Origin of the sequence: Chitinophaga lutea (genome assembly GCF_003813775.1) — a bacterium.
GTDB lineage: Bacteria > Bacteroidota > Bacteroidia > Chitinophagales > Chitinophagaceae > Chitinophaga > Chitinophaga lutea.
In genome coordinates, this window is record NZ_RPDH01000002.1 from 1,298,454 (window position 1) to 1,323,424 (window position 24,971).

Consider the following 24,971-nt stretch of genomic DNA (forward strand, 5'->3'; position numbering starts at 1 on the left):
CCGTACCGAGATCCTGTGAAGAGGGGCCCAATACCAACAACTATGAAAAACATCCTGATAGCGGATGATCATACCATCGTCCGTTTAGGCGTTGCACACATTATCTCCACCCTGCCGGTGCCTGCCAAGTGCATTGAGGCCGAAACCTTCGACCGCGTCATCGCTTTGCTCGACATTCATATCTTCGACGTGCTGATACTGGATATCAACATCCCGGGCGGCAACAACCTGCAGATGATCGATGCGGTGAAGCTCCGCCAGCCGCAAATAAAAATCCTGATCTTTTCGGGGTACGACGAACAGCTGTTCGCAATTAACTATATGCAGGCGGGGGCAGACGGTTACCTGATGAAGTACACGCCGGAAGACGAAATCCGCCACGCCATCCTGACGGTGATGAACCGGGAAAAATATATGAGCGCCAATACGCGCCAGCAGATGCTCGATATGCTGGGCTCGCAGCGGGAACAGGTGGTGAATCCCCTCTCCTCTCTGTCTGCCCGCGAAGTGGAAGTCATGAATCTGATGACGAAAGGGGTGCCCATGGCTACGATCGCTAAAATGCTGCATTTGCAGATCACCACCGTCAGCACTTACAAAACGCGCATCTTCGAAAAACTCGGCATCACCAACATCGTGGAACTGCTGGAAAAAGTAAAAATGTACAGCGCCGTCGTTTAATCCAGCTGCAGCAATATCTCCATACTTGTTCCCAGCGCTCCGTTGGCATGCACGTATAACTTCCCGTTAATCTGCTGTAACAGCTCCACTACAATCACCAGCCCGATCCCGTTCTGCGTCACCGGCAGCCTATTGTCCGCCACCAGGGCCTGACAGCGGTTGATCCATTCCCTTATTTCAGGGCGCATGCCGATGCCGGTGTCTGTTATCCGGATGGATACCGTTCCATTTTCTTCGTAAGAAGCCGCCAGGTGCACGGAACCTTCGACGGTATATTTCACGGCATTGTCGAGCAGGTTATTGACCACGATGGAGAGCAGCTGCCGGTTCACGGGCACCTGCAGCCCCCGGATGGCGTTGTTCTCGATCCGCACCGAGCGTATTTCCGCGATGGGCCGGAAAATGCCGGCCTTTTCCTCGAGGAGGTCGTGCAGGTCCACGTATTCGCGGAACGAGTGATTGCGCACCGCTCCCATTTTCATATACTGGATGAGGTTATCCACCATGTTGTACATGCGGTAGAGCGCGTCGCCCATGGCCACCGATTTTTTGTCCGTGGGATTCCCCGTTTTCGACAACAGCATGAGGTATTTCATGGGGGTTTTGATATCGTGCGTAATGGCGGTGATCAGACGCTGCTGCATCACGCCCTGCTGGCGCAGCTGCTGCTCCGATTCCTGTAGCGACAGCAATGTATTTTCGAGCTCGGCCGTGCGTTCAGACACGTGCCGGCTGAGCTGGCGGTTTTTGCGGCGCATGTGGCGTATGCGGAGCTGCGTATAGATGTATATCAACAGCCCGAGTATGCAACCGGCCATTATCATAGCCGGCAGCGTTTCGAACCAGGCGGCTTCCACGATCAGGGTGATTCTTTTTTCGGAATAGTTATTCACGCCGAACCCGTTTATTTTACGGATGCGGAGAGTGTAGGTGCCCGAGTGAAGCCTCGAAAATGCGATGGTCCCATTGTTTTCCACCGGCAGCCACACTTCATCCTCTTTTTCATCGAGTGTATAAAGCAACTTCAGGTTATAAGGGTCTCCGTAATAAGGCGTACTCAGCTGCAGCCCCAGGCGAACGAAATTGTTGGGCAGCCGGATGGTATCGCCGGTTTGCAGGAGCTGTGTATCCAGTTCCGCCTGCCCTGCAATCAAAGGCCCATCCGGAAGCTCCGCCCTGATTTGCGCCGGCCGGAAACGCAGCAGGCCGTCGAGCGAAGGCAAAGAGATATCCCCATTCTGCAATTGCAGGGCACAGGGCTGGCATCCGCCGTTAAATTCATTGGTCAGCATGCCATTGGACTTGCTGTAATAGTGATAATACACATACCGTTGCTCACCATCGGCATAAGCCAGCATATCTTTCCTGGCGGCCTGAAACAGGCCTTTATTTGTCGTTATCCAGTAAAACCCGCGATCGTCGGGCGTGATGCAATGCGCTGTTTTTAGGTACCCCAGCCTGTCTGCCGGCATCTGCACTACCCTGCCTTTCCGGTAAAGAAAAATACCTTCATCATAAGTGGTGATCCACACCTCTCCGCGCCGCGGGATCAGCAGGCTGCGGATGTATCGCTGGCCAAAGCCGGGCACGGAATCGATCCGCAAAGGAGACAACTGCACGCGGTAAAGCCCTTTGCCAGTCCCTACCCACAGCACATCCGGCGACTCGTGCAGCATGTAACTGGCGTCTTTCACCTTGTTGGAAAACAGTAACGGTACGGGTGAAACATCGTTCAGATTCAGGAAATACAATCCGCCCTTCCACGTACCCACCCACAAGCGGTCTTTCACACCAAGATAAAGCTGCGTCACCGCATCATCTCCAAACGAACGTTGCCACAGAATCTTTGTAAGGGAGGCATTGAACTTGTAAATCGTATTCTGATGTTTGTACCAGAAGTTGCCAGCTCTGTCCCGCTCCATACTGTACCGGTTTCCCTTCGGGATATTCTGCAGCAGCGGCACACGGGAGGCGTTGCCTGCGCTGTCGAACGCGATGCCCTGCGCGGTTATAATTCCATTGTCGCCGAACGGGGCCTGTGCATAGAAAACATTATCCTGGTCAACCGGTGAAACCAGCGGGTGGAATTGTTTTTTTGTGAGCACATACAGTCCCCGGGAACGGCTGCCGAAGAAAATGCGCTCATGCTCCGCATCATAAAATACGGAGACAATATCGTTCTTCCTCCTGCTGAACCCCGTTACCAGCAGCTTTGAATGCAACGTGCCATCCTGCCCTGCGGTGATGTAATAACATTTATCGTCCTGGTAGATGAACAACTGTTCGGCCACATAGTTCCAGTAGAGTTGTTTCGCGTCCAGCGGTTTTGCGGGAATGTCTCCGGAGAGTGTAATGGTTTCCGGGGTATTGTGGCGGAATAAAAGGAGCCTGCCGTCTTTATGCACGGTATAGAGCCTGCTGCCTATGGTGAAAAAATCCCACGGGCTGTCTGTTTTCCAGGCAAAGCGGTATTTTTCTTTTCCCTTTTCAGCGAAACTGACCGAATCCTTTCCGACGAGGAAATACGCATGTGCGGATGTGGGCAACAGGTAATAGTCATACTTCACGATTCCCGCATACAGATTGGGCAAGCCGGTAGCAGGGAAAGTGCCGGTGACACCATGCTGCACGAGGTATTCATAATCGCTGCACCCCGGTGGCCGGGGAGCGACGGGCCGTACATCCGCCCCGCCATTGCTGATGCTGAACAGCAACCCATTCAGGTTGACCGCCAGCAAGGATTTACGGCCATTGCCGGGAAAAATATAAACGATACGGGTATTGGTGTGGGTCGTAAAACGCCCTCCGTCGAACCGGACGAGGCCGTTTTCGGTAGCCAGCCAGAGAAAACCTTCCCTGTCGGGAACAATAAATTTTACGCTGTTCTGTGGCAGGCCATTTTCATCTGTATAGTGGACAAGATGATACGAATGAGGTTCCGGTTCCTGAGCCAGGACCGCCATAGGAAATAACAGCAGCAAAAGGATAGGGCGCAGTTCCGTTAGCATGCTCGATCGTACACTTAGGGTAATATCTATATAGAAGGCTGTATTAAAGCTATGGTTTTTCGAACATTCATATTCTATAATACGGTCGCATATAGCAGATAATTAACGCATCATCACGCAAATATATAAACGCTTATTCGGATTCCTAAGCTTTTTTTTCAACAGCCGTACCTATACGAAAAGAAAGGCCGCCCATACAGAGCGGCCTCGTTGCCGGGTTTCCGTTCAGGGAAAATATCATTTCGCCGCTTCCCGTATTGCTTTGAACAGTGCTTTGAAGGTATCGGCGTTGTCTTTCGTGTTAGGGCGGTACTCCCCTTTCCCATAATATGCGCGGATAAATTCGGCGGAATTCACCCACATGGTTTCAAACACGCCGCGCATGCGTGAAGCCAGGGGCACCGCCCAGTCCGCACGGGTCCCGTCTTTCCGGGTCATGAGCACCTGCTGCAATTGCGCGAGCGCCACATCGGTTTTGGCGCATGCGCTGGGCAGCACATTGAACCCTTTTATCGCAAAATATCCCGGTGTGGGCGGCGCGCTTTCATATTTCCAGTCGGTGATGACGATGTCTTTCGGAATGCGGTCGATGGCGCGGTGGGTGTCGTTCATGCTGGCCTGCCAGCCCAGCAGGTTGGTGGTTTTCCCGTCGATGAGGCGGTCGCTCCACATCCACATCTCCACGTTTTTCTCCCGGAGGTGGGCGTGCAGGCGGTTCACGTATTCGGCGAATATTTCCGACCGGTCGCCTCCCTGGCAGCGCGGGCATTTATCGTAGCCGATGATCCATACTTCGTCGAGGCCCACGTGCAGGGCGTCCGCTTCGCATACCGCCACCAGTTCGTCCATAATGGGGAACAGCACCTTCAGCAGGTCAGGGTGGCGGGGACAGATGCTTTTGCTGTAGAACTCGAACATTCCGGCATCCTTCCAGGGTACGGGCGGGTTGAAGTCGGGCGACTCGTCAAACTGGGGATAGTGTTTCAGCAGGGGGCCCATTTCCGTTTGCTCCGACTGGTGCGCCATGAGGTTCATGGTGGGAATGAGCCGGATTTTCGCATCCCTGCAGGCCCGCACGATCTGTTTCATCTCCGCTTCCGACAGGGCGTTTTTCTCCGCCAGTTCGGGATGGGATTTGAACTGGTACATGTATTCGATGCGGATGGCCAGGGTATTGACGCCTTCTTTGACGAGAGCGGTGCGGATAAAATCACAGAACATGGGCACGTCCTGTTTGGCGGGCACGCTCAGCAGCAGCCCCCGCACGGGTAATTCGTTCCATTTGAAGGCGGGCGCGGCCTGCGCGCCTGCCTTCCCTGCGGCGGATATGCCAATGCATACCGCCAGCAGGTGTTGCAGTAGTCTTCGTTTCATCTTTTATTCAGCGATTACTTTTCTGATGCGGTTGTTTTTACGGTCGGAAACATACACAAGGCCGTCTTTTGCGACTGCCACACCTGTCGGCGCATTGAACAGGGCGGCGGAGCCGGTGCCGTCTTTAAAACCGGCCGTACTGCCGCCGGTGTAGGTGCTCACTTTCCAGGTGCCCGCTTCCACGAAGCGGATGCACTGGTTGGAGTTGACGGGCGAACCGTCCCAGGTGCCGTTGCCGGCGATGAACAGGTTGTCGTTCCTATCGATGGCGATGCCCCAGGGGAAGTCGAACTTAGCGGCCGTAGCGGCGCCGTTGACGAGGCCTGTCTGGCCTGCCTGGCCGATGGTTACGCCCGGTGCCCAGGTGCCGGCTTTGAACTCGCTGATCACGGAGGAGCCGTTCTGCACCACAAAAAGGTTCCCCTTGCTGTCTACCGCCACATCGGAAGGATAATCGAGCCCGGTGATGATTTTGGTGCTGTTGCCGTCCGCCGTTACTTCGTATATGCTGCCGGGTTTCTTGGCGTCGGCGAAGTAAATCTTCCCGTTCCGCTTGTCGATGCCAAGACCCCATGCCTCGAACCAGCCGATCAGCGTGGTGGTACCGTCCGGCGTGATTTTGCGGATGGTCCATGCGGCGGGGTCGGAGGTAATGATGTTGCCCTGCGCATCCACCGCCACATCGATGGGCACGAAAAACTCCGCTTCCGTGCCTTTGCCTTCCTTGTATCCCCAGTTGCCGTTGCCGGCCAGGGTGGTCACCACGCCACCAGGCGTGATCTTTCGGATACGCCTGTTCTCCCCTTCCGCTACGTATACGTTCCCGGCATCGTCCACATCCAGCCCGCAACGGTTGCCGATGTTAAACACGGCATCGGTCCCCTTACCGTCCGAATACCCGGCGCTGCCGTTGCCGGCCAGCGTGGTGGCGGTATAGGAAGGCTGGTACTGGAAGGCGTCTTTGCTCTTGCCTTTATTGCCGTTGATGCTCACTTCGATGGGACCTGTACCGGCTTTGGTGGGGATCACAATGAGGATGCGGTCTTCCACCACTCCTTCCACGATCGCTTTCACACCGTTCACGGTTACGGTGACCCCATTCGTGTCTGTACTGAAATTGGTGCCGTACAGGAGCACTTCGGTGCCTGCGCCCCCAGCGGCCGGGGTGAATTTGTCGATCACCACCGGTGCGGACGGATTGTGCGCAAAACCCTTGTCTTTGTTACAGCCGGCCGAAACCATGGCGGTAGCGGCGGCCAGCAGGATGTATATGAATTTTTTCATTGCCTGTTTTTTAATTGAAGGAAGATTACCATCCCGGCGTTTGTTTGAATTCCGGGTTGCGGGCGCTCACTTTGTCGATTTCGCTTTGCGGAACGGGCAGCCAGTAATTGCGCGCCGCGCTGAACACCCGTTTTTCGATCACGGGATAAGTGTATGTCACGTTGCCGGAACCGGTAACGGTGACGCCGTGCACTTCGCGGTTGTCGATGGTTTCGGCGATTTTCCAGCGGCGTACGTCCCAGAAACGGTGATCTTCCAGCGCCAGTTCGATCCTTCTTTCCCGCCGTATTTTCTCCCGCACGGCGTCTTTGCTGCCGCCGCCGTAATCCGGCATGCCCGCACGGGCACGCACGGCGTTGATGGCGTTGTACACGGCCGCACCGGGACCACGGGCCTCGTTTTCGGCTTCCGCATAGTTGAGATACAGTTCCGCCGTGCGCATCAGTACCCATTTCCGGTCGGTGGCGCCGGTGCCCGCGAAGAGGTTCACGGATTCCAGCTGGTATTTGCGCGGCCAGTAGTTGGTGCTGATCTGCCCCGAACGCGGCGCATCCGCCCCGTTGGGATCGAGCAGGCGGCCTTTCCACATAGCGCCGGGATACAGGATAGTAGCGGCAAAGCGCGGGTCGCGGCCATCATACGGGCGCTGCGGGTTGTAGCCCGATGCGGGATCGGTGATGGGCAGGCCGGTATTCTTCATCTCATAATCGTCCACCAGCTCCTGTAAGGGATTGATATTACCGTAGCCATTGGCGCCGCGTGGATTCATTTCGCGGTCGATGCCGCCGTCGCCGAAGGCGCCCGGGGAGGGACGGCTCCAGATCACTTCGCGGTTGAAATACTGGATGAAGATTTCGCCGTAGTTGCCATGGAGGGTATACCCGGTGTTGAGCGCAGTGTCGAGCGCGGCGCGGCAGGCTTCCGCCGCCACCGTCCAGCGGCTCTGATCGTTGGCCGGGTTAAAGAGGGGGCTGGCGTTGTAGAGCAGCACCCTTCCCTTCAGCGCCAGCGCGATCATTTTCGACGCGCGCCCCCAGTTGTTGGGGCGGGATGTATAATTCACCGGCAGCAGGGTTTCCGCTTCGGCGAGGTCTTTAAGGATAACGGCGATCACCTCCTGGATAGGCGCACGTTTGTAATAAATCGCGTCCGGCTCGTCGAAGGGGTTCTGCACTTCCGACAAAATGGGCAGTTCGCCCCAGCGGATCACGAGGTTAAAATAATAGTACGCGCGCAACAGCAGCACCTCCCCTCGCAGCCGGCTCCGGCGTTCGGGGTAGTTCGGATCTACGGGCACTTTATCGTAATTGGCGAGGAAAAGGTTGCAGGAACGGATTTTCCCGAAGTACTCCGCCCACTGGTCCTGCATCGGGAAATTCGCCGGGCTCATGGAGCCGGTGTTGAAGTTCCCCGCATCGGGATAAGAGGCCGAGTTGTCGCCCGCCTGGTTGGTTTCGTCCGTAGCGCTGCTCAAAGCCCAGGCAGAGCGGGGCTTGTAAATATTAGGCAGGCTCTGGTAGATGACGTTCACGAACTTCTCCGCGTTCTCGATGTTCCTGAACACCTCTTCTTCGGTGATCAGGTCGCTCGGCTTGCGGTCGAGGTAGTTTTTGCTGCAGGCGGCGAGGAGCGGCAGCAGCAGCCACAACAGGTGCACAGTTTTCATCCTTGTTATTTTCATTGACGGTGGTTTAGAGGTTAATGGTGATACCCGCGTTATACACGCGCATGATCGGATAAGGCTGCCAGCCCCAGCGGTCGCCGGCGTTGGATTCCGGGTCGATGCCCAGTTCGCGCACATTGTCCCAGCTCACGAGGTTCATCCCGTTCAGGTAGATACGGGCGTTTTTGATCTTCACCCGGTTGGTCCAGTGCCGCGGCAGGCGGTACCCGATCTCGAGGTTTTTCAGTTTCAGGTAATCCGTTTTGCGGATCCAGTAGCTCGAGTTCATGTAGTTGTTCGCCATGTTGCTCTCGGACAGGTGCAGCGCCGGAAAAGTGGCGGTGGCAGCCGTTTCGGGCGTCCAGCGGCCTTCGTGTATCGGGCGGTAGCTTTCGCGGTAGTTGAACACGAGCTGCGCGGAATAGATCTGCCGGCCGCCGAGTGCGCCCTGGAACAGCGCGCTGATGTCGAAGCCCTTGTAATCGAGCCCGAAGGTGGCGCCGAAATAGCTGGTGGGCACATTGAGCATCGGCAGCATTACCCGGTCGGCATCGTTGATGATGTTGTTGCCGTCGATGTCGCGGTATTTGATATCACCGGGAATGAGCGGCGAGAAAGTCTGCTTCGGGCTTTTCGCGATCTCTTCCTTGCTCTGGAACAATCCTTCCGCCACATACCCCAGGCCATACCCGATGGGAAGGCCTACCTGGCTCTGGTGAGCATATTCCAGCTTCGGCTCGTCCATTTCCAGGATTTTATTTTTCACGTACTGGTAGTTCATTTTGGTAAACACGCCTACCTGGCCGATCTGTGCATTTACATGCAGGTCCGCTTCAATCCCCCTGTTGATGATGCGTCCCATGTTGCGGTTCAGCGAGGCGGTGATGCCGAGGTAAGAAGGAATGGAACCGGCGGCGGTAAGAATGTCCGACCGTAGTTCACGGAACACGTCCACGTTCAGTTTCACGCGGTCTTTAAAGAAACCCGTTTCGAGGCCGATATCCGTTTTGGCCGCCTTTTCCCAGGTGATGGCCGTGTTCCCGATGCGGTTCTCGTAATAGCCGCCTACTCCGGACGCTACGCTGCCGAACGTAAAACCGTCGCCGCGCGAGAAGTCGGAAATATAAAGCCAGCGGGCAAAACCGATCTGGTCGTTACCCACGTACCCATGCGAGAAACGCAGTTTCATGAAACTGAGTGCGGAGCTTTTGGGCATGAAGTTTTCGTTGCTGATCATCCAGGCCGCGGAGGCAGCCGGGAAAAAGCCGTAACGGTTACCAGTCGGGAAGTTCTCCGAGCCGTTGTAACCGGCGTTGAATTCGAGGTAGTACTTTTTGTTGTAGTTGTACGCTACCCTGCCCACATAACCTTCATATACACGCGGAAGGTCGCCGGACTGCGAGCGGTAGTTCCGGTTGAAGAGGAACAAACCGCTGAAGGAATGTTTCCCGAAATCGCGGTCGTACATCAGCTTCATGTCGTAATAGTAGTACCGCTGCCCGCTGTTGTAGCCGGAACGCTGGAGGCTGGTGGCGGCGCGGTGCTGCGTGTAGAGGCCACCGCTGGTGCCGGGCTCGGGTTTGTAGCGGTAGGAATCGAATTCCTGGTCGAACGCCACATTGATGTCGCCGTAATTCTCGAAAGTGAAGAGGCCTTTTACTTTCAGGCCGGGCGTGATGAAGTCGAGCTTGCGGGTGAGGGCCACGCTACCGCTGGTGCTGTGCCAGTAAGCATCGAGGTAGCCGTTGCGGGTGAGCACCCCGTAGAGGTTGTAGAAGTCCTCACGCATATTGCCGGAAGCGATGCTGCCGTTGGGGTTTTTAACGGGCGTGAGATGGTTCGTCATCTGTGAGAGTAGCACCCAGAAGAACTCGTGCCCGGCGCGGTCGGCGGAGGGACTCGTTCTGTTCTCCAGGCGCGATGCGAGGTCAACCTGGAGATCGGTGTTTTGATCGAGCGTAATGTCGACGTTGGACCGGAAATTGAACCGGTCGTATTTGTACTTGACGCCATAGGCGTTGTCGGAGGAATGTTTATAAAGCGGTTCCTGGCGCAGGTAGGAGCCGGACACAAAATAGCGCACGTACTTGGAGCCACCGTTGATATTCACGTTGAGCGCCTTCTGCGGGGAGTTTTTCCGGATCATTTCTTCGTACCAGTCTACGTTCGGATAGTCGTACGGTTTGAGGCCCGTCCGGAAATATTCCAGTTCCTGCTCCGACCAGACCGGCTGCAAGCCGTCGTTTTTCGCCGCCTCGTTCTGCAAGAGGCCCGAGCGGTACGAATTGAGAAAACGCGGAAAGGTTACCGGCTGCTGGGTAGCCGTTTGCATATTGATCTGGATGTTCGGCGGCCCTTCCTGCCCGCGGCGGGTGGTTACCAGCACGATGCCGTTCGCGCCCTGGATGCCGTATAGTGCCGTAGCGGATGCATCTTTGAGTATCGACACGGATTCGATCTCGTTCGCGTCGAGCTGGCCGAGGTCCGCATTGCCACGCGGCAGCCCGTCGATCACCACCAGGGGGTTGGTAGCGCCGGTGGTGTTGATGCCGCGGATGAAAAGCTGCGAATAATCCGAGCCGGGGCGGCCGGAGTGCTGCACCGTTACGAGGCCGGGCAGCCTGCCTGCGAGGGCGTTCGTGAGGTTGGCTACGGGGCTTTGTTTCAGCTCCTTCGTCTGGATGCTGCTGATGGCCCCGGTGATGCTCTGTCTTACCTGCTTCTGGCCGTAGCCGAGCACCACTACTTCGTTGAGGCCGGCGGCAGAGGGTTTCAGCTGGATGGCCGGCAGCTGCGCTTTGCCGTTCACCGGCACTTCCTGCGGCTCATGGCCTACATACGAAATCACCAGCACGCCGTTGGGCGGCACCTGGAGGGTGAAGTTCCCTTTATCGTCGGTGGTGGTACCCTTGGAGGTGCCTTTCAGCTGGATGCTCACGCCGATCAGCTCCGTGCCGTTTTCGCCGGTCACCTTGCCTTTCACCGTGATGTTTTCCTGCTGCGCGGGAGAGATCACCACCAGCCCGTCTTCCAGGATGCGGTATGTGAGCGCCTTGCTGCGCAGCACCTGGTCGAGCACCACGGGCAGCGTGGCGTTGTTGAACTTCACGTCCACCTTATCTCCCACCGGGAATGTTTTGATGTTATATAAAAAGCGGTAGTTGCTTTTCGTTTCTATCCAGTCCAACAGCTTTTGCAATTCGATTTGTTTGCTTTCGATAGAGAAACGGCTCTGCGAATAACCTTCCGCCCGCAGCTGCAGGATGAAAACGGTCATCAGAATCAGGCATAGCTTCATAACTAACAGTGTTTTTCGCACTAAATGCTTGGGAATTGCTGGTTGAAAACGCAGCGTTTTTTTCATACTTTTGGTTTGAGTGTTGAACAATTGAAACAAATAGCTTCCCGCACGGAAATTATGTTTCATTCCATGTTTGACATGAAGGGGAGTGTAGCAGCACTTCCCTTTTTCATTTGGCTGGAACCGGCTGTGCTAGCCCGGCATGGCGGAGTTGGCGAATCGAATCATAGCTGTATTTTTGGTTGACTAATGCTGAATAAAAACGGTATCTCCCTTGATATCATACGTGAAATCTGCGGTCAGTTGCAGGGCTTTCAGCGCCCTTTGGATGTCTTCTTTGCGGAATTCCCCTGAAAAACGGTTGTCATTTAAAGCGGTGTCCTGTATAACGATGCGTTTGTTGAACCAGCGTTCCATGATTTTGGCCAGTTCCCCGAAGGATTTGTTTTTGAATTGCAGGCGGTCGTTGCGCCACATGCTTTCGCCAACGGGACTGTCGTTTACCGGTTTGGCCTCCAGCACTTCCGCGGCAAATTCGCCCCAATCCTGCTGGCCGGCCGGTACGACGCCTTTTTTACGGGTCAGCAGCAGTTTTTCGCCGGGGCTCAGGAGCTGGCGCTTTCCGGGGTCGCGGAGGAGGTTGACGGCCACTTTTCCTTCCACCAGGGTGGTTTCGAGGCTGGCGTCTTCAGGATAGGCCCTGAGGTTGAAGGCCGTGCCGAGCACCTGTACGCTGAGGTCGGCCGTCCGGATAACGAAGGGGTGTTCGGTTTGGGGGGCCACTTCAAAATACCCTTCCCCCCGGAGCTGCACCGTCCGCTGGCCGTTGTGCATATCCCTGGCATATTCCAGGCGGCTGCTCACATTGAGCCACACGCGGGTACCGTCGGGCAGGGTAATGGTCGTGCGCTCCCCTGCGGCTGTCTGCACCATTTCCATGGCCGGCTGGCGGAAGAGCAGCCAGGCGCCCGTCCCGATAGCCAGTACCAATACGGCGGCAGCGGCCGTCCACCAGCGGGTGCGGATACGCCGGACGGGCGTTTCCACCCACTCCCCTTCCTGCTGCAACTGCTCTACCATGTTGCGGTATACGGCTTCCAGTGCGGGAGCCGTGTTGGGCATACCGGCGGCGTGGCGGGATTCAAACCGGCCGTACCAGGTTTCTACGGCCTGTTTTTCTTCTTCCGTACATTCGTTCCGGAGGTATTTGTCCAGTAACTGCAGCAGTTGTTGATGGTCCATGAGGGTGCTTATGTATAGTAAAGACACGGCACCTTCTTCCCACCCTACCCCTTTTCCGCATATTTTTATCCGTATCGTGATTTTTCTGCTATTTTTACGGGGATGGCTTACACCACACTGTCTGACAAGGAACTACTCACGCTGCTGGCCGGGAATGACAATCAGGCGTTCGAGACGCTGTACCGGCGCCATGCGGACGCCCTCTACCAGGCTGCGTACCGCAAGCTACCCGTTCCCCACCTCGTGGAAGACCTGCTGCAGGAAGTGTTCGCCAACCTTTACCGCAAGCGGGCCGAACTGGGCGACATCGACAACATCAAAGCCTATCTCTACAACGCCCTCCGCTACCGCATCCTCAACGAACTGCGCAATTCCCTGCTGCACGCCGAACATCACCGGAAGCTGCCGGCCGACACCGCAGCCGAGGCTGTTATCCGCTACGACCTGCAGCAGCTGGAGAAACGTTTCGCCGGGGCGCTGGAGCAACTGACGGAGCGCAGCCGCGAAATATTCCTCCTTTCCCGCCGCGACCATCTGTCGTATAAAGAGATTGCCGACCGCCTGGGAATTTCCGTGAAAGCCGTTGAAAAACACATGAGCCGCTCGCTGCAGGTGATGCGGCACGAGCTGAAGGATTACGGGTTGTCCGGGGTGGCATGCCTCGCCGTGGCGCAGTATCTTTTGCAATAAAGGGCATAAAAAAAGGCGCGGTTGCCCACGCCTTGGCGATCCCCCCAAGGATCTCGTCTGTAATGCAGTACAAGCCCCAACTTGTTACTGCGTGTCTGGTTTATCACATGAAGGACACAGTAAACTTTCCTGAATAATTGTTGCAGCGAATCCCCAGGGGATGCATGACACCCTCCCGCACCGCATGCGCTGACCTGCCGGGCGATACCACCTGCACTACATGGGCAGTGAGATGTCCATACGCCGGTTAGCTATCACCGTTTTGATTAAATAAACTGGAAATTAAATTTGCTTTTCATACCCTGTTCATCGTTTCACGCTGCCGGGCGGCTTTACACAGTGCCGGCGTGCTTCTTCTATTTGGATGAATTGTTCTTCTATGCGACAGTTAAATGCTCCGGACAAATATATCACCTGCGGTTTAAATTTCAATCGTTTGCATGAATATTCTGCCGGTTTCCGGGCGCAATTGTCAAGAAAGCATAGATAGTGGTCAAAATAATTGAGATGCCATCAGGGGCAAATGAAAAACTACACGTTTCCGGGGATTGCACGGGCCGCGGGAAGGCCGTATCTTTTGCGGGTAAAGATTGATATTTTACGGTTATCATCAACGGCCGGCTTATTATAAACACAATCCATGAAACGTATTTCCACCTTCTTAACGCTGATTGCGCTTATCATCATTTCAGTGCAGCCTGTTGCGGCGCAGCCGTCCCAACCGGATCCCGATTTCCACATTTACCTGCTCATCGGCCAGTCGAACATGGCCGGCCGGGGTAAAGTGGACTCCATCAGCAAGCTGTCGCGCCCACGCATATTGATGTTCGACAGTACGCGAAAGTTCGTTCCCGCCACGGACCCGCTTCACTTCGATAAAAAAGTGGCCGGTGTGGGACCGGGCCTCAGTTTCGCCGATCATATGCTGCCGGCCGGGGGCCGTATCAAAATCGGATTGGTGCCGGCGGCGGTGGGCGGCACTTCTATTAAATCGTGGGTACCCGGGGGATTTGACTCCGCAACGAAGACGCATCCGTACGATGAGGCGATGGTACGCATCAAAGCCGCTTTACGGTATGGCGTGCTGAAAGGGATACTCTGGCACCAGGGCGAGGCCAACTCCGGTGGTTTTGCGCAAAGCCCTACCTATATTACACAATTACAGGCCCTGGTGGCCCGGTTAAGGTCTGAGCTCAATGCGCCCGATGTTCCTTTTGTAATGGGTGAACTGGGTTACTTCCGGCCGAAGTTCAGGAATTTTAATGCCATGCTGCAACAGGTGCCGGACAGCATCCGCAACATCACCGTTGTGAGCGCGCAAGGTCTGGGGCATAAAGGCGACACTACGCATTTCGATACGCAGGCGGCGCGGGAACTAGGAAAGAGATTTGCCGTCGGGATGAAGCAACTGCAGCAGAAGTGATCAGTCTTCGAAAGGCTTCGTTGCATACACCCCCATGATCAGGGCATTGATGTCTTCTTCCCCGAGGCCGTGCTCCTCCTCTTTCTTCCGCATCCATTCCTGTATCTGTTCCAACGCCTGCGGCGCTTCTACCCCGGCCTGCATTTGTTCCGCCGTGAGCTGAAAGGGCGCGCCGATCAGCAGGAAGGCGCTTTCCGGGAGCAGTTGCGCTTTCACCTCTTCCGTTACCGCGCAACTGAGCACGGGCTCATCGCCGTTTACCAGTTCGAGGTGATGGCCCGCTACCCTGCCCCATAAGTCGGTAGCGGACACGTAAAAAAACACGTCTCCTTCATACACTTTTCCGCCGATGTCCTTCAATACCGGCGTGGCAAACATGATGCCGTCGGGCACGAATAAATAAGGAATTTTTCCAATCAGACCGGTAAAACAATGTTCGTTCATCATGATGGGTTTTAACAATCCTGCGATGAGGTTTCCGGTTGAAAAATACGAATAATCCGGTAAAGAAAAGCCTGTCTCGCAATCGCTGCTCGACAGGCCTTCCACCTTGCAATCCAATTTATCAATCTGTCATTTCATCGTCAGCACTTCATCAAAAGCCGTGCGATGTGTGGTGCCGGGCTGGTTCATCCAGTATTTCACCCGCAGCACCTTGGTAGCAGGATCGAATTTATTGACGCCGGAGGGGTCCAGCTCGGCCGACCGGCCATTGGAGGCGGGCTGGCCATGTTTGTTGACCACGCTGATCACATTGTACCGGGCATCGAACAGCAGCACCGCCCCGAAGGAACCATAGGTAGAATTAGCCCCGTTGTTTTGCAGTTTGTGCAGCACGTCTTTGCTGAAATCGTCGTCTACCATTTCCAGCTGCCGGAGGGTGCCCTGGCGCAACGTCACATTCCAGGGGTATGGACCGGTAAGGCTTGCGCTGGTAAAGTCCACCATGGTGCCCGTGCATACGTATTGCCCGTTGGCAAGGTTGATCTCCTGTGATTTTTCCGCAAAGAACGTATCGATTCCTTTTTCCGGCACGTAAGCCGTCCGGAATGTGATGACATCCACCAGGGGATCGATATCCTTAAGGGTATCTTTCAGTGCGGCGGTATTGCTTATTTTGCGCTGTACAGGCGCCTGCATGGTATTCCTGTAGGTGGCAACGGTGTATTTGCAGGTAGTGTCCACGGAAGAAAAGTCGAGCGCCATACCTTTGCGGCAGTTCATCGTTGCTACTTTCCGTATGAACAGTTCGGCTTCAAAAGCGCTGCCGAGCGCGCGGCCACTGACCAGCGCCGAACCGGGCGTGGATGAATTACCGGCTTTATCGTACGCCACGATCTCGAAGGTATAGTCGCCCTCGGTGAGGCCGGTCACCAGCGTTTTCTGCACCACATTTGCCTTGTCGGGCTGTACTTCCAGCTTTTTCTGGCGGTTGTTCCAGTAGATGATGTATTTGACAGTATTCGGGTCTTTAGATTGGGTAAACTGAATTTCCACCCTTTCCCTGCCGGAATGGACCTCCAGCTGATACGGCGCGCCCAGGTAAATGATTTCCCCGTTTTCAAGGTAAGGCGCGTAGGTATGATCCATTTTCGTGCAGGCAAACAGGGCCATCAAAGGTATCAGCAGTTTGATATATGTCAGCTTCATGAAACGCATTTAATTCGATGAGAAAATATTACAGGTAGTCGCCCATAAACTTGATGGACGCCATTTCCAACCCCGTGCCACCGCTGAAGTTTTCCAGGATGACGATCCGGAAATACCGCATGGGGACTGCGGGGAGGGGGAGCACGAACTCTGCGCCGCTGTCGACTATTACGTAATCCGCTGCGTTCATCTGGCCGTAGGGCAAACCGGAGGGTTTCACCAGCTCGAACACGCCGCCCAGCTGCGTCCAGCTTCCATCAAGCGCGCCGTTGGGATTGGGGTTCATGCTGCCGTAAAGTTTGAAATAGCGGAGTGTGCCGTTCCTGAATTCCGCTCCGCCGTTTTTGCGCATGTAATAGCGGATGCGGCTCAATACAACCGGCTTTCCAAGGTCGACCGTCACCCTGGCGGGGATGGAATCGTTGGCGCCTTTAACGCCGTAAAAGGCCCAATCGCCCGCACGGTAGGGATTCTTGAGGGGCACATCAATATTGGAATTACAACATGCCAGCTGGTCGCCGCCCAGTACCAGCCCTTTCATCACCGATCTGTCCAGCTCCACTTCGTTCATGGATTTGACCTTTGCCCAGATGGTATCGGAGGTGTTTCCCCAGCGGTCGCGCACGTACGCGCCATACTTCCGTTCGCCGGCTTTAAAACCGCGGACGGAAAAATTGCCGGACGGTTTTTTGGTGTAGTCGGTGTACACGTATTCCGCTTTACCGGCCGTGTCTACCAGCGCTACGATGGCGATGTCGCCCTCGGTGGGGTTCTGGTAAGCGATATTGGCGCCGCCGAAATCCGCGTAAATCTGCAGGGTGCTTTTCACCGACAGGTAGGGCGGCGTTTGCGGGAACACCGTTACCTCCACCGGATCCGATTTTACTTCACTCCTGCTCACGGCACGAAGTGTCACTTTGTATTCGGCGGATTTTTCAAACCCCCTTACCACAATGGTATCGGTGTAATAAGATGATTTGGCCTGCTGGGAAGCATGGTCGTTCACCTTGTAGTCCGCCTGCACATACATGATTTCCGGGTCGGCGGGAATATTGTACACGATCGTGGCGCCGCCGGCAAAATTAATGACGCGCACATTGGTGACGGCGGGCGGTTTTTTATCGCTTTTGTAAATGGGCTCGAGATTGGTGCCGGTCTGTTTCTGGCAGGAATGAATGCCGGCGATGGCCGCCAGTAGCACACAAGCCGTCAGTATGCTGAAGATAATTTTCATGGAATCGTTTTTAAGTCAGGGAAATGATCACCAAAGCGGGTTTTGCACAAGATTTGGATTGACGTTCAGGTCGCTTTCCCGGATCGGGGCCAGGAAATCCCGGTAGGTATTATGCGGCGTGTATAATGTTCTTGCCCGGTAAAACGCGGCAGGCGTATTCTGCAGCATGTCCCAGCCCGTCACCGGCCTGTTCATCAGGTCGAGCCGTTTCCAGCGGCGCATGTTCCAGTAATTTTCGCCTTCAAAGATCAGTTCGATCATGGTTTCCTGCTGGATGATGTTGCGCAGGCCCTCTTTGGAAGATGGTTTGGCGGCATTGCGCGAAAACCGGCTCCATGATTCCACCACACCGGAAAGTCCGGCGCGCTGGCGCACGAGGTCGATATACTGGTACGCTTTTTCCGAGGGCCCTTCGGCTTCATTCAACGCTTCGGCGCACATCAGGTACAGCGCTCCGAGCCGGATGGCGGGCCAGGCGTATGCGTCGGCGGTATAAGAACCGCCATCGCCGGAGGTTTTCCAGCTCACCAGCTTCTTCGGCCAGTAACCCGTAAAGGAAGTCCTGGAAAGGCTGTTTGCAGAAGACGAGCCCCACATGGTGCTGATGTAAAGCAGGTTCTCTTCGCCGGACCGCTGTTTGATAAAGTAAGAAGAACCGTCAAACGCCAGGTCGGCATAGAAACGCAGCTCCCTGTCGAGGTTAAAGGAGGATGTGGTGTAATTCGGCTTGAGGATGGCCCGCTGGCCTTCGGGAACGGTTTTCAACGTCGTATACCGGTTGGCATAATCCCAGGAAGGGTCTTCATCAATCGGTACCCCGTTTCTGGTATAAAAGATCTCACAGGCTTTCATATTGGCGGCCCAGAGGGAAATGGTATAGGAATACACATCGTTGCGCGGCGCACACTGGCGTTGCAGGTTGCCGGTGGAGCTGTGTGTAAAGGCCCAGATCACTTCGGGGTTCCACTCTTCCGTTACCGCCCCCCGGATGTCCATGCATTTTTTGGTGGTGTCGCCGATTGCATTCAGATCAAAGGGTTTCACAAAATAATGCAGTTTGAATCCCGCCTCATGTGCGAGCTGAATGGCTTCCTGACAAGCAGTGGCGGCGGTCGCCCATTTTGTCTGATCCGCGGAGAGGCTCATCAACGGCTTGCCGTCTTTATTCTTCAGATCAGCATAATCTTTATTGCCATTGAAAAGGGGGCTGGCATTAAGCACGAGTGTATAAGCCTTGATCGCCAGGGCAATCGGCCGGGTGATACGCCCCATTTCTTCACGCTGGTTGCCGATTACCAAGGGCAAATCGTCCTTCGCCTCATCAATCAGCGTGGCTATGTAAGCAGCCACCTCATCCACCGGCTGCCGCTTTACCCGCACGTCGTCCACGTTCGCGTATACCGGCAGGTTCTCCCTGATAATCGGCACAGGTCCGTACATTCTGAGCAGGAGAAAATGATAGTAGGCCTTCAGCACTTTCACTTCCGCAATCCAGCGCTTTCTTTCAAACTCCTGTATATCCGGCACACGCTGGATGTTATCCAGAAATATGTTGCAGGTACGGATGGCCACATACATCGGCACCCCGCCGTTGGTGCCGCTCCAGTAGTTGGCGATAGGATCCACTACGTTCTGGTAATCGTAACAAAGTTCCATGATGGAATTCGGCACGCCGGACTGCGAGCCCGGGTATGGCGTTGCTATCTCGCGGGAGCCCAGGAATCCGTAATTCCGGTCAACATTTCCCAGCTGCGGCAGGTAGGAATAACAGGTGAAAAGGTATTTTTTGGCGGTGGCCCTGAGCTGGAACGCCTGGTCGAGTGTGGCGATGTTATCGGGCACGATGTCGAGAAACTTGCTGCACGAAGCCGCCGTTCCCAACAGCATGATCAACATGACTCTGATAATCCTCATAAATATTTTTTTGCTGTTTGAAAATTCTTGTTGCGGTCGTCGTTATTTGACGGAAAGCGTCACCCCTGCGTTGATCACACGCTGTATGGGATAACCGAGGCCGTTGCCGCCCATTTCAACGTCCCAGAGGTTAAACTTGCTGAACGTAAACAGGTTGACGCCGTTGACGTAAAAGCGGGCGTTGGACAGGCGCAGCCGTCTCATCAGCTGATCTGGCAGGGTAAACCCGAGTTCGGCCGACTTGATCCGCAGCAGCGCGCCGTTGCGCATGAACCAGGTACTCGTCTGGATATTGTTGGCATTTTCGTCCACGCTCAGGCGCGGCCACAATGCATAAATATTACGGTTGTCTTCGCTCCAGTGATTATCCGCCCACACTTTCAACAGCTGGCGCTGTTCTCTGACGAACGGCGATGTGCTCTTGGCGTCGATCCAGAATGATTCCCTGGCCAGTCCCTGGAAGAAAATGGAGAAATCGAAGCGGCCGTAGCCGGAAGAAATGCCGAAGCCGTACACGATCTCCGGCGCGGAAGGAAACCCTATCGGCGCCTGGTCCAGCTCGGTAATCCTGCCGTCGCCGTTGATATCGCGGTATTTGATATCTCCGCCGCCATATGGCCCGAAACTTTGCCGGGGTGAATTCCGGGCATCCAGGTCGTCAACAAAAAGGCGCTCTGCGATATACCCCCAGTTTTGGGAAAGCGACCGGCCTACGTGCAATTTGTTTTTTTCCTTGTATTCCGGTTCTTCGTATACGTCAAACCGGCTGGTGGCATAGGTAAAATTGGCCATGCCCTTTGCCCACCACTTGCTGTTGAGCCGCTGTGAAAAATCGATGGCCACTTCGAAACCCTGCGACTGCGCTTTGCCCACATTCGCCCGCGACACAGCGCTGAGGCCCATCGTAGTGGGAATAGACGCGCGGTCCATCAGGATGTTGCTGCGCCTCTCCTGCCACATGTCCATATCGATATTGAGTTTGCCGAGAATGGACGTTTCGAAACCCAGATTGGTTTTGCCCGCCTTTTCCCAGGAGATGTTGTTGTTGGCGTACCGGGATATGTCGATGCCCGACAGCGTGTAATCTTTCAGCGTGCCGAATCGCATGCCCCGGTCGCCGCTGTTCATGTTTACGTTCGACAGGTAAAAGAACCGGTCTGTCGGCGAGCCGATGGCGTCGTTACCTACCAGGCCGTATGTTGCCCTGAGTTTCAGTTTCGGCACGATGCGCCTGATCGGCTCCCAGAAATCTTCGTTGGAAACGGTGTACCCTACCCCGGCTGAAGGGAAAAAGCCGAAGCGGTGGCTTTTATGGAAACGTTCGGAGCCATTGTAACCGAAGTTGAACTCCAGCGCATACCGGCTGTCGTACACATAATTCACCCTGCCGGAAAGGCCCACATTGCGGAAGGGCAGCGAGCTCTGCAGTGAGCCCGCGTTGCCCACCAGGCTGTTTTTGGCGATCCCCACCAGCGTAGCGCCCACGCTATGGATCTTGTTGAATACGCGACCGTAGTCCAGCGCCAGTTCACCATAAAAGTCGGCGGACAGTACCTTCTCACCTTCCTGGTAATCGAGATATTCCGTACCTGCCGGCGCCTGCGACTGCCCGGCTTCGAGGTTGATGGGCCGGATGGAATATCCTTTGGTAGCGTAATCGTAATTATAAGCGATGTAATAAAACGGGTTATAGGCCCGGTTCACGGCAAAAGATCCGTTTCGCTGCAGGTTGACCATACCGCGGGCAGAGAGCCCCTGCGTCACAAAATCCAGTTTCTGGCGCATGCCTACCTGGGCGTTGATGTTGAAGCGGCTCGATTGCCGATAGCCTTTTTGCAGATCCGAGTAGGGATTATTGTACTGGCCATCCGCCGAGTTGCCGAACATAATATGTTTAACATACCGTGTTTCGTCTGTTGGCTCGTAGTAGGCAGGAAACAGCACGGAATTGGATTCCATGATCTGTTTGTAAATATCCGCGCCGCCGGCCAGCGGACCGGAATAGTCGTCGAAAGAACCGGAGAGGCGCGCGGTCATTTCCGTGGTAGACGTGAGGTTCAGGTTGATATTGCTTCGCAGCGAATAAGACCGCAGCCGGGAATTGCTATTGAAATTGCTTTTCCTGTCTACTTTCAAAATGCCGTTATCGATATTCATGGCGCCGGACACGTAGTAACGGGCCACCTTCCCGCCACCGCTCAGGCTGAGGTTATAGCGCTGGTTGTTGGTCGATTTTTTCAGCAGTTTTTCCTGCCAGTCGGTAGACGGGAACACCACCGGATCGAGGCCCTTACGGGTATTTTCGATTTTGTCTCTTGAATACAACAACCCTCCCAGCGGGTTCCTGGTCAGCACCGCTTCGTTGGCCAGTTCCATGTATGTCACGGGGTCGGCCAGTTCCACGTTGCGGGTGGATTGCGATAATGAGTTCTCGGCGCGGAACGAAAGGTTTACGCTTCCTTCGCGTCCTTCCTTGGTAGTGATGAGGATAACGCCGTTGGCGCCTTTCGACCCGTAGAGCGCTGTAGCCGTAGCATCTTTCATGATCGAAAAGCTGGCGATATCATCCACCTGCAGCCGCGCCAGATCTGTAGAAGAGGCTTCGATGTTATCGATCAGTATCAGGGGCGATTTCCGGTACCCGAAGGTGGTAACGCCCCTTACGAAAAAGTCTGCGTTATCGAATCCGGGTTCGCCGCTTCGCTGGAATGCGATGATACCGGCGAGTTTGCCTGCGAGGGCGTTGGTGAGATTGCTGACAGGGATTTTCAATTCGCCCGGCTTGATGCTCGTAACAGCGCCTACCACTTCCGTTTTTTTCTGACGGCCATGCGCCACTACCACCACCTCATCCACTTTACCTTCAGCCGGCCGTAGTATGATGTTCATCACGCCGTTGGTGGTAATGGCCACTTCCAGCGGCTCAAAGCCGATGAACGACACCTGCAGCACGCCTCCTTTCGCCGGCGCTTCAATGGTGAAAACGCCGTTGGCATCCGTGGCCACGCCCTTGGTGGTGCCTTTGATCTTTACCGTAGCGCCCGGCAGCGGGATGCCCTTATCATCCGTCACCCGGCCTTTTACTTCCATCCGCTGTTGCTCTTCCGCGGCAACAACGGCAGTGGCCTGTGCAGCTACCGTCGTAATGATGATCGTTTGCTGTGAAATCGCATACCCCAGCGGCCGGCCCCTGAAACAATGTTTCAGTGCCTCTTCCAGCGGCATGTTCCTGATGTCGATATCGATTTTGCCTGCATTGTTCAGCACTTCATCTTCATAAAAGAACTTCATCTGTGTTTGCCGGTTGATCTCCTTAAAGATCTTTTTCAGCGGCACGTTCTTCCCTTTCAGCGTTACGTGCTGGCTGTAACTTCCAGCGCTCACCTGCATGCAGATACCCAATAAAAAAATGCCTGTCAGCTTCATAACTAAATGTGTGTGGAACCATTTTCCCCGCCCGGGCGGGAAGGAGAATTGTAACTTTAAATGCATACTTTTGCTTTTTACCCGCCGCGGCTTGGTGCCTGGCGGGTGTTTGGATTTGAGAATAAACTTTCTTTCCTGAGATGGTTTTACGGCATTTTAGCCGGTTCAACCCAAACGAAGAGCCGTTCCGTCTCGCACACGGGACGGTTTTCTATTTTGGGCTGATGCTGTTTTATTGAATGACTGTAATGTTCCTTCCTGTTATTTCAAACCGGACGCCCGCCAGCTGCATGAACTGCAACACCTCTGCAATGCTGCTGTTCCTGCTGACGACGCCTGAAAACCGACGGTTAACGGTGTTCCCCCTGTAAGTAATGTCTACATCGTACCACCGGCTGATTTGCCGCATGATGTCGGGCAGGGCGAGGTTCTCGAAGTGGAACAGGCCGTTTTTCCAGGCCATCACTTCATCGAGGTCAACAACACCTTCCGCCTTCCGGAGGCCGGCGCCTGCAATGGCCTGCTGCCCAGGTTGAAGGGTAATGTTTTCGCACCCGTTTGCAACGCTGACGGCTCCTTCGAGGAGTGTTACGCTGGTAGCCGCTTCGTCTTCATAGGCATGGATATTAAAATGGGTGCCGTGCACCATTACGGTGGTACCGCGCGCCTCTACCTCAAATTGCACCGCGGGGTTCCTGGCCACTTCAAAATATACTTCGCCGGTAATCTCTACAGTGCGTGTTCCTTTGAACACAGTGGGGAAACGAATGGATGAGGCCGCATTCAGATATGCCCGGGAGCCGTCGGGCAGCATCACTGCATACACGCCGCCCTTCGGGGTGGATATTTTATTGTAGCGCATTTCGTCGTTGGGCTCGCCGGTAACACGATAGGCAAGCATGCCGTTTTTCAGTTTGGAAACCGCCGCAGCGCCTTGTTGTGCGAGCATGCCGTTGTCCGCACTGTCGAGCTGCACGATGGCGCCGTCACTTAAAGTCAGTATTGCTTTTTTTCCGCCAGGCACAATCATCGACGACACCGCGGTTATGGACGCATCGTTTGGCGCCGGCGCAACGGGCGTCTTTAAGAAGAACCATCCACCGGCAAATACTGCAACAAGGATAGCAGCGGCGGCGGCCGTTCGCCACATCAGGCGGAAGGTCCGTGTGTTTTTCCGGCCGGCCAGCATCAGCGTGGCGAACATCTTATTCCGTTGCGCGGCATCCGTTTGCCCGTCGTAACGACCGGACTGCAGATCGGCCAGAATTTTCGCCGCAGCAGCCTGTTCATGTTCCGGCAAACGGTCGCAGAACGCCTGTAGCTCCGCTTCTGACAGTGTACCTGCCGCGTATCCTTCCAATAACTGATTAAAATCCGGTGTACCCCTTTTTGCGTCCATATGCCGTGCGGTGATGACAGTTCATATATAAAGACACCGGAAAAAATCCAGTGTACCAGCGCACAATAAAAAAAAACCGATTTCACCATCGTGCTTCCTGACATAGTCACGGATAAACAGCATAGCCCGGAAAAGGTGGTTGCGCACAGTGTTGCGGGAAAGTTTCAGCTGGTCGGCCACTTCATTCAGTTTCAGCCCGTGGCGCTGGTTGAGCTGGTAAATCATACGCTGCCTGGGAGGCAGGCGCAGTACGGCTTCTTCAAGTACAAGCTGCGATTCTTTTTGCATGTATGCTGTTTCCGGGGCGGGCGTAAAGCTGTCCGACAATTCCTGGTGACGCTTCATGCAGGCCTTTTCCCTGGCAATGCCCCGCAGCAGGTTCAGGATATGATTTCGGGTCATAATGAAAATGTAATCGTGCAACCGGGTAACCGTATGCAGGCTCTCCCGTTTCGTCCAGATTTTCAGGAAAATATCCTGCACCACTTCTTCCGACATCTCGGAAGACTTCGTGTACGTATACGCCACGCCGAACACCCTGTCTGAATACTGTTCAAACAGTTGGCGGAATGCGGTTTCATCCCCCGCGGCTATCTGCTGCCGCAATGTATCGTTGCAGGGATTCACGTGGATGGAGTTGTCATCTCAGAAAATGGTGATACTATGGTTGATAAAAAAGATC

Annotated in this window: 16 protein-coding genes; 3 read left to right on the top strand and 13 right to left on the bottom strand. The window is 54.9% G+C overall.

Annotated features, from left to right (window positions below; all coding sequences use genetic code 11):
- The first annotated feature begins 42 nt into the window (after positions 1 to 42).
- Positions 43 to 681, top strand: coding sequence for a response regulator (locus EGT74_RS17375; protein WP_123847842.1), 639 nt, complete (start codon positions 43 to 45; stop codon positions 679 to 681).
- Here the strand turns inward: EGT74_RS17375 and EGT74_RS17380 are convergent.
- The 6 genes from EGT74_RS17380 to EGT74_RS17405 form a co-directional block, all read right to left on the bottom strand.
- Positions 678 to 3,644 (bottom strand): sensor histidine kinase, encoded by a 2,967-nt coding sequence (locus tag EGT74_RS17380; RefSeq protein ID WP_158618194.1) that lies wholly within the window; start codon positions 3,642 to 3,644, stop codon positions 678 to 680. The genes EGT74_RS17375 and EGT74_RS17380 overlap by 4 nt on opposite strands.
- A gap of 282 nt (positions 3,645 to 3,926) precedes the next feature.
- Positions 3,927 to 5,063, bottom strand: coding sequence for a family 20 glycosylhydrolase (locus EGT74_RS17385; protein WP_123847844.1), 1,137 nt, complete (start codon positions 5,061 to 5,063; stop codon positions 3,927 to 3,929).
- Positions 5,064 to 5,066: 3 nt separating this feature from the next.
- Positions 5,067 to 6,347, bottom strand: coding sequence for an IPT/TIG domain-containing protein (locus tag EGT74_RS17390; protein ID WP_123848945.1), 1,281 nt, complete (start codon positions 6,345 to 6,347; stop codon positions 5,067 to 5,069).
- A gap of 25 nt (positions 6,348 to 6,372) precedes the next feature.
- Positions 6,373 to 8,013, bottom strand: coding sequence for a RagB/SusD family nutrient uptake outer membrane protein (locus EGT74_RS17395; RefSeq protein WP_158618195.1), 1,641 nt, complete (start codon positions 8,011 to 8,013; stop codon positions 6,373 to 6,375).
- 25 nt (positions 8,014 to 8,038) lie between these two features.
- Positions 8,039 to 11,308, bottom strand: a complete 3,270-nt coding sequence (locus tag EGT74_RS17400; protein WP_158618196.1) for a SusC/RagA family TonB-linked outer membrane protein — start codon at positions 11,306 to 11,308, stop codon at positions 8,039 to 8,041.
- 249 nt (positions 11,309 to 11,557) lie between these two features.
- The gene (locus EGT74_RS17405; RefSeq protein ID WP_123847847.1) at positions 11,558 to 12,553 is read right to left on the bottom strand and encodes a FecR family protein; all 996 of its coding nucleotides are present in this window, start codon (positions 12,551 to 12,553) and stop codon (positions 11,558 to 11,560) included.
- Between the two features lie 102 nt (positions 12,554 to 12,655).
- Here EGT74_RS17405 and EGT74_RS17410 point away from each other — a divergent pair, with 102 nt between their 5' ends.
- A complete protein-coding gene (locus tag EGT74_RS17410; RefSeq protein WP_123847848.1) occupies positions 12,656 to 13,243 on the top strand; it encodes an RNA polymerase sigma factor in 588 nt (195 codons plus the stop codon).
- A gap of 640 nt (positions 13,244 to 13,883) precedes the next feature.
- Positions 13,884 to 14,666, top strand: coding sequence for a sialate O-acetylesterase (locus EGT74_RS17415; protein WP_123847849.1), 783 nt, complete (start codon positions 13,884 to 13,886; stop codon positions 14,664 to 14,666).
- On the opposite strand, the gene EGT74_RS17420 is transcribed toward EGT74_RS17415, so the two are convergent.
- The 7 genes from EGT74_RS17420 to EGT74_RS17450 all read right to left on the bottom strand — a co-directional run bounded on the left by EGT74_RS17420 (position 14,667) and on the right by EGT74_RS17450 (position 24,916).
- The gene (locus EGT74_RS17420; RefSeq protein WP_123847850.1) at positions 14,667 to 15,113 is read right to left on the bottom strand and encodes a hypothetical protein; all 447 of its coding nucleotides are present in this window, start codon (positions 15,111 to 15,113) and stop codon (positions 14,667 to 14,669) included. It lies immediately after the preceding gene.
- Positions 15,114 to 15,239: 126 nt separating this feature from the next.
- Positions 15,240 to 16,316 (bottom strand): DUF4998 domain-containing protein, encoded by a 1,077-nt coding sequence (locus EGT74_RS17425; protein ID WP_158618197.1) that lies wholly within the window; start codon positions 16,314 to 16,316, stop codon positions 15,240 to 15,242.
- Between the two features lie 28 nt (positions 16,317 to 16,344).
- Positions 16,345 to 17,550, bottom strand: a complete 1,206-nt coding sequence (locus EGT74_RS17430; protein WP_123847852.1) for a DUF4959 domain-containing protein — start codon at positions 17,548 to 17,550, stop codon at positions 16,345 to 16,347.
- A 27-nt stretch (positions 17,551 to 17,577) separates the two neighbouring features.
- Complete coding sequence (locus tag EGT74_RS17435) at positions 17,578 to 19,464, bottom strand: RagB/SusD family nutrient uptake outer membrane protein (protein ID WP_123847853.1); 1,887 nt, start codon at positions 19,462 to 19,464, stop codon at positions 17,578 to 17,580.
- A gap of 42 nt (positions 19,465 to 19,506) precedes the next feature.
- Positions 19,507 to 22,890, bottom strand: coding sequence for a TonB-dependent receptor (locus EGT74_RS17440; RefSeq protein WP_220392896.1), 3,384 nt, complete (start codon positions 22,888 to 22,890; stop codon positions 19,507 to 19,509).
- 232 nt (positions 22,891 to 23,122) lie between these two features.
- On the bottom strand, positions 23,123 to 24,289 hold the full coding sequence (locus tag EGT74_RS17445; RefSeq protein WP_123847854.1) for a FecR family protein: 1,167 nt from the start codon (positions 24,287 to 24,289) through the stop codon (positions 23,123 to 23,125).
- A 21-nt stretch (positions 24,290 to 24,310) separates the two neighbouring features.
- Complete coding sequence (locus EGT74_RS17450) at positions 24,311 to 24,916, bottom strand: RNA polymerase sigma factor (RefSeq protein WP_158618198.1); 606 nt, start codon at positions 24,914 to 24,916, stop codon at positions 24,311 to 24,313.
- Positions 24,917 to 24,971 lie beyond the last annotated feature (55 nt).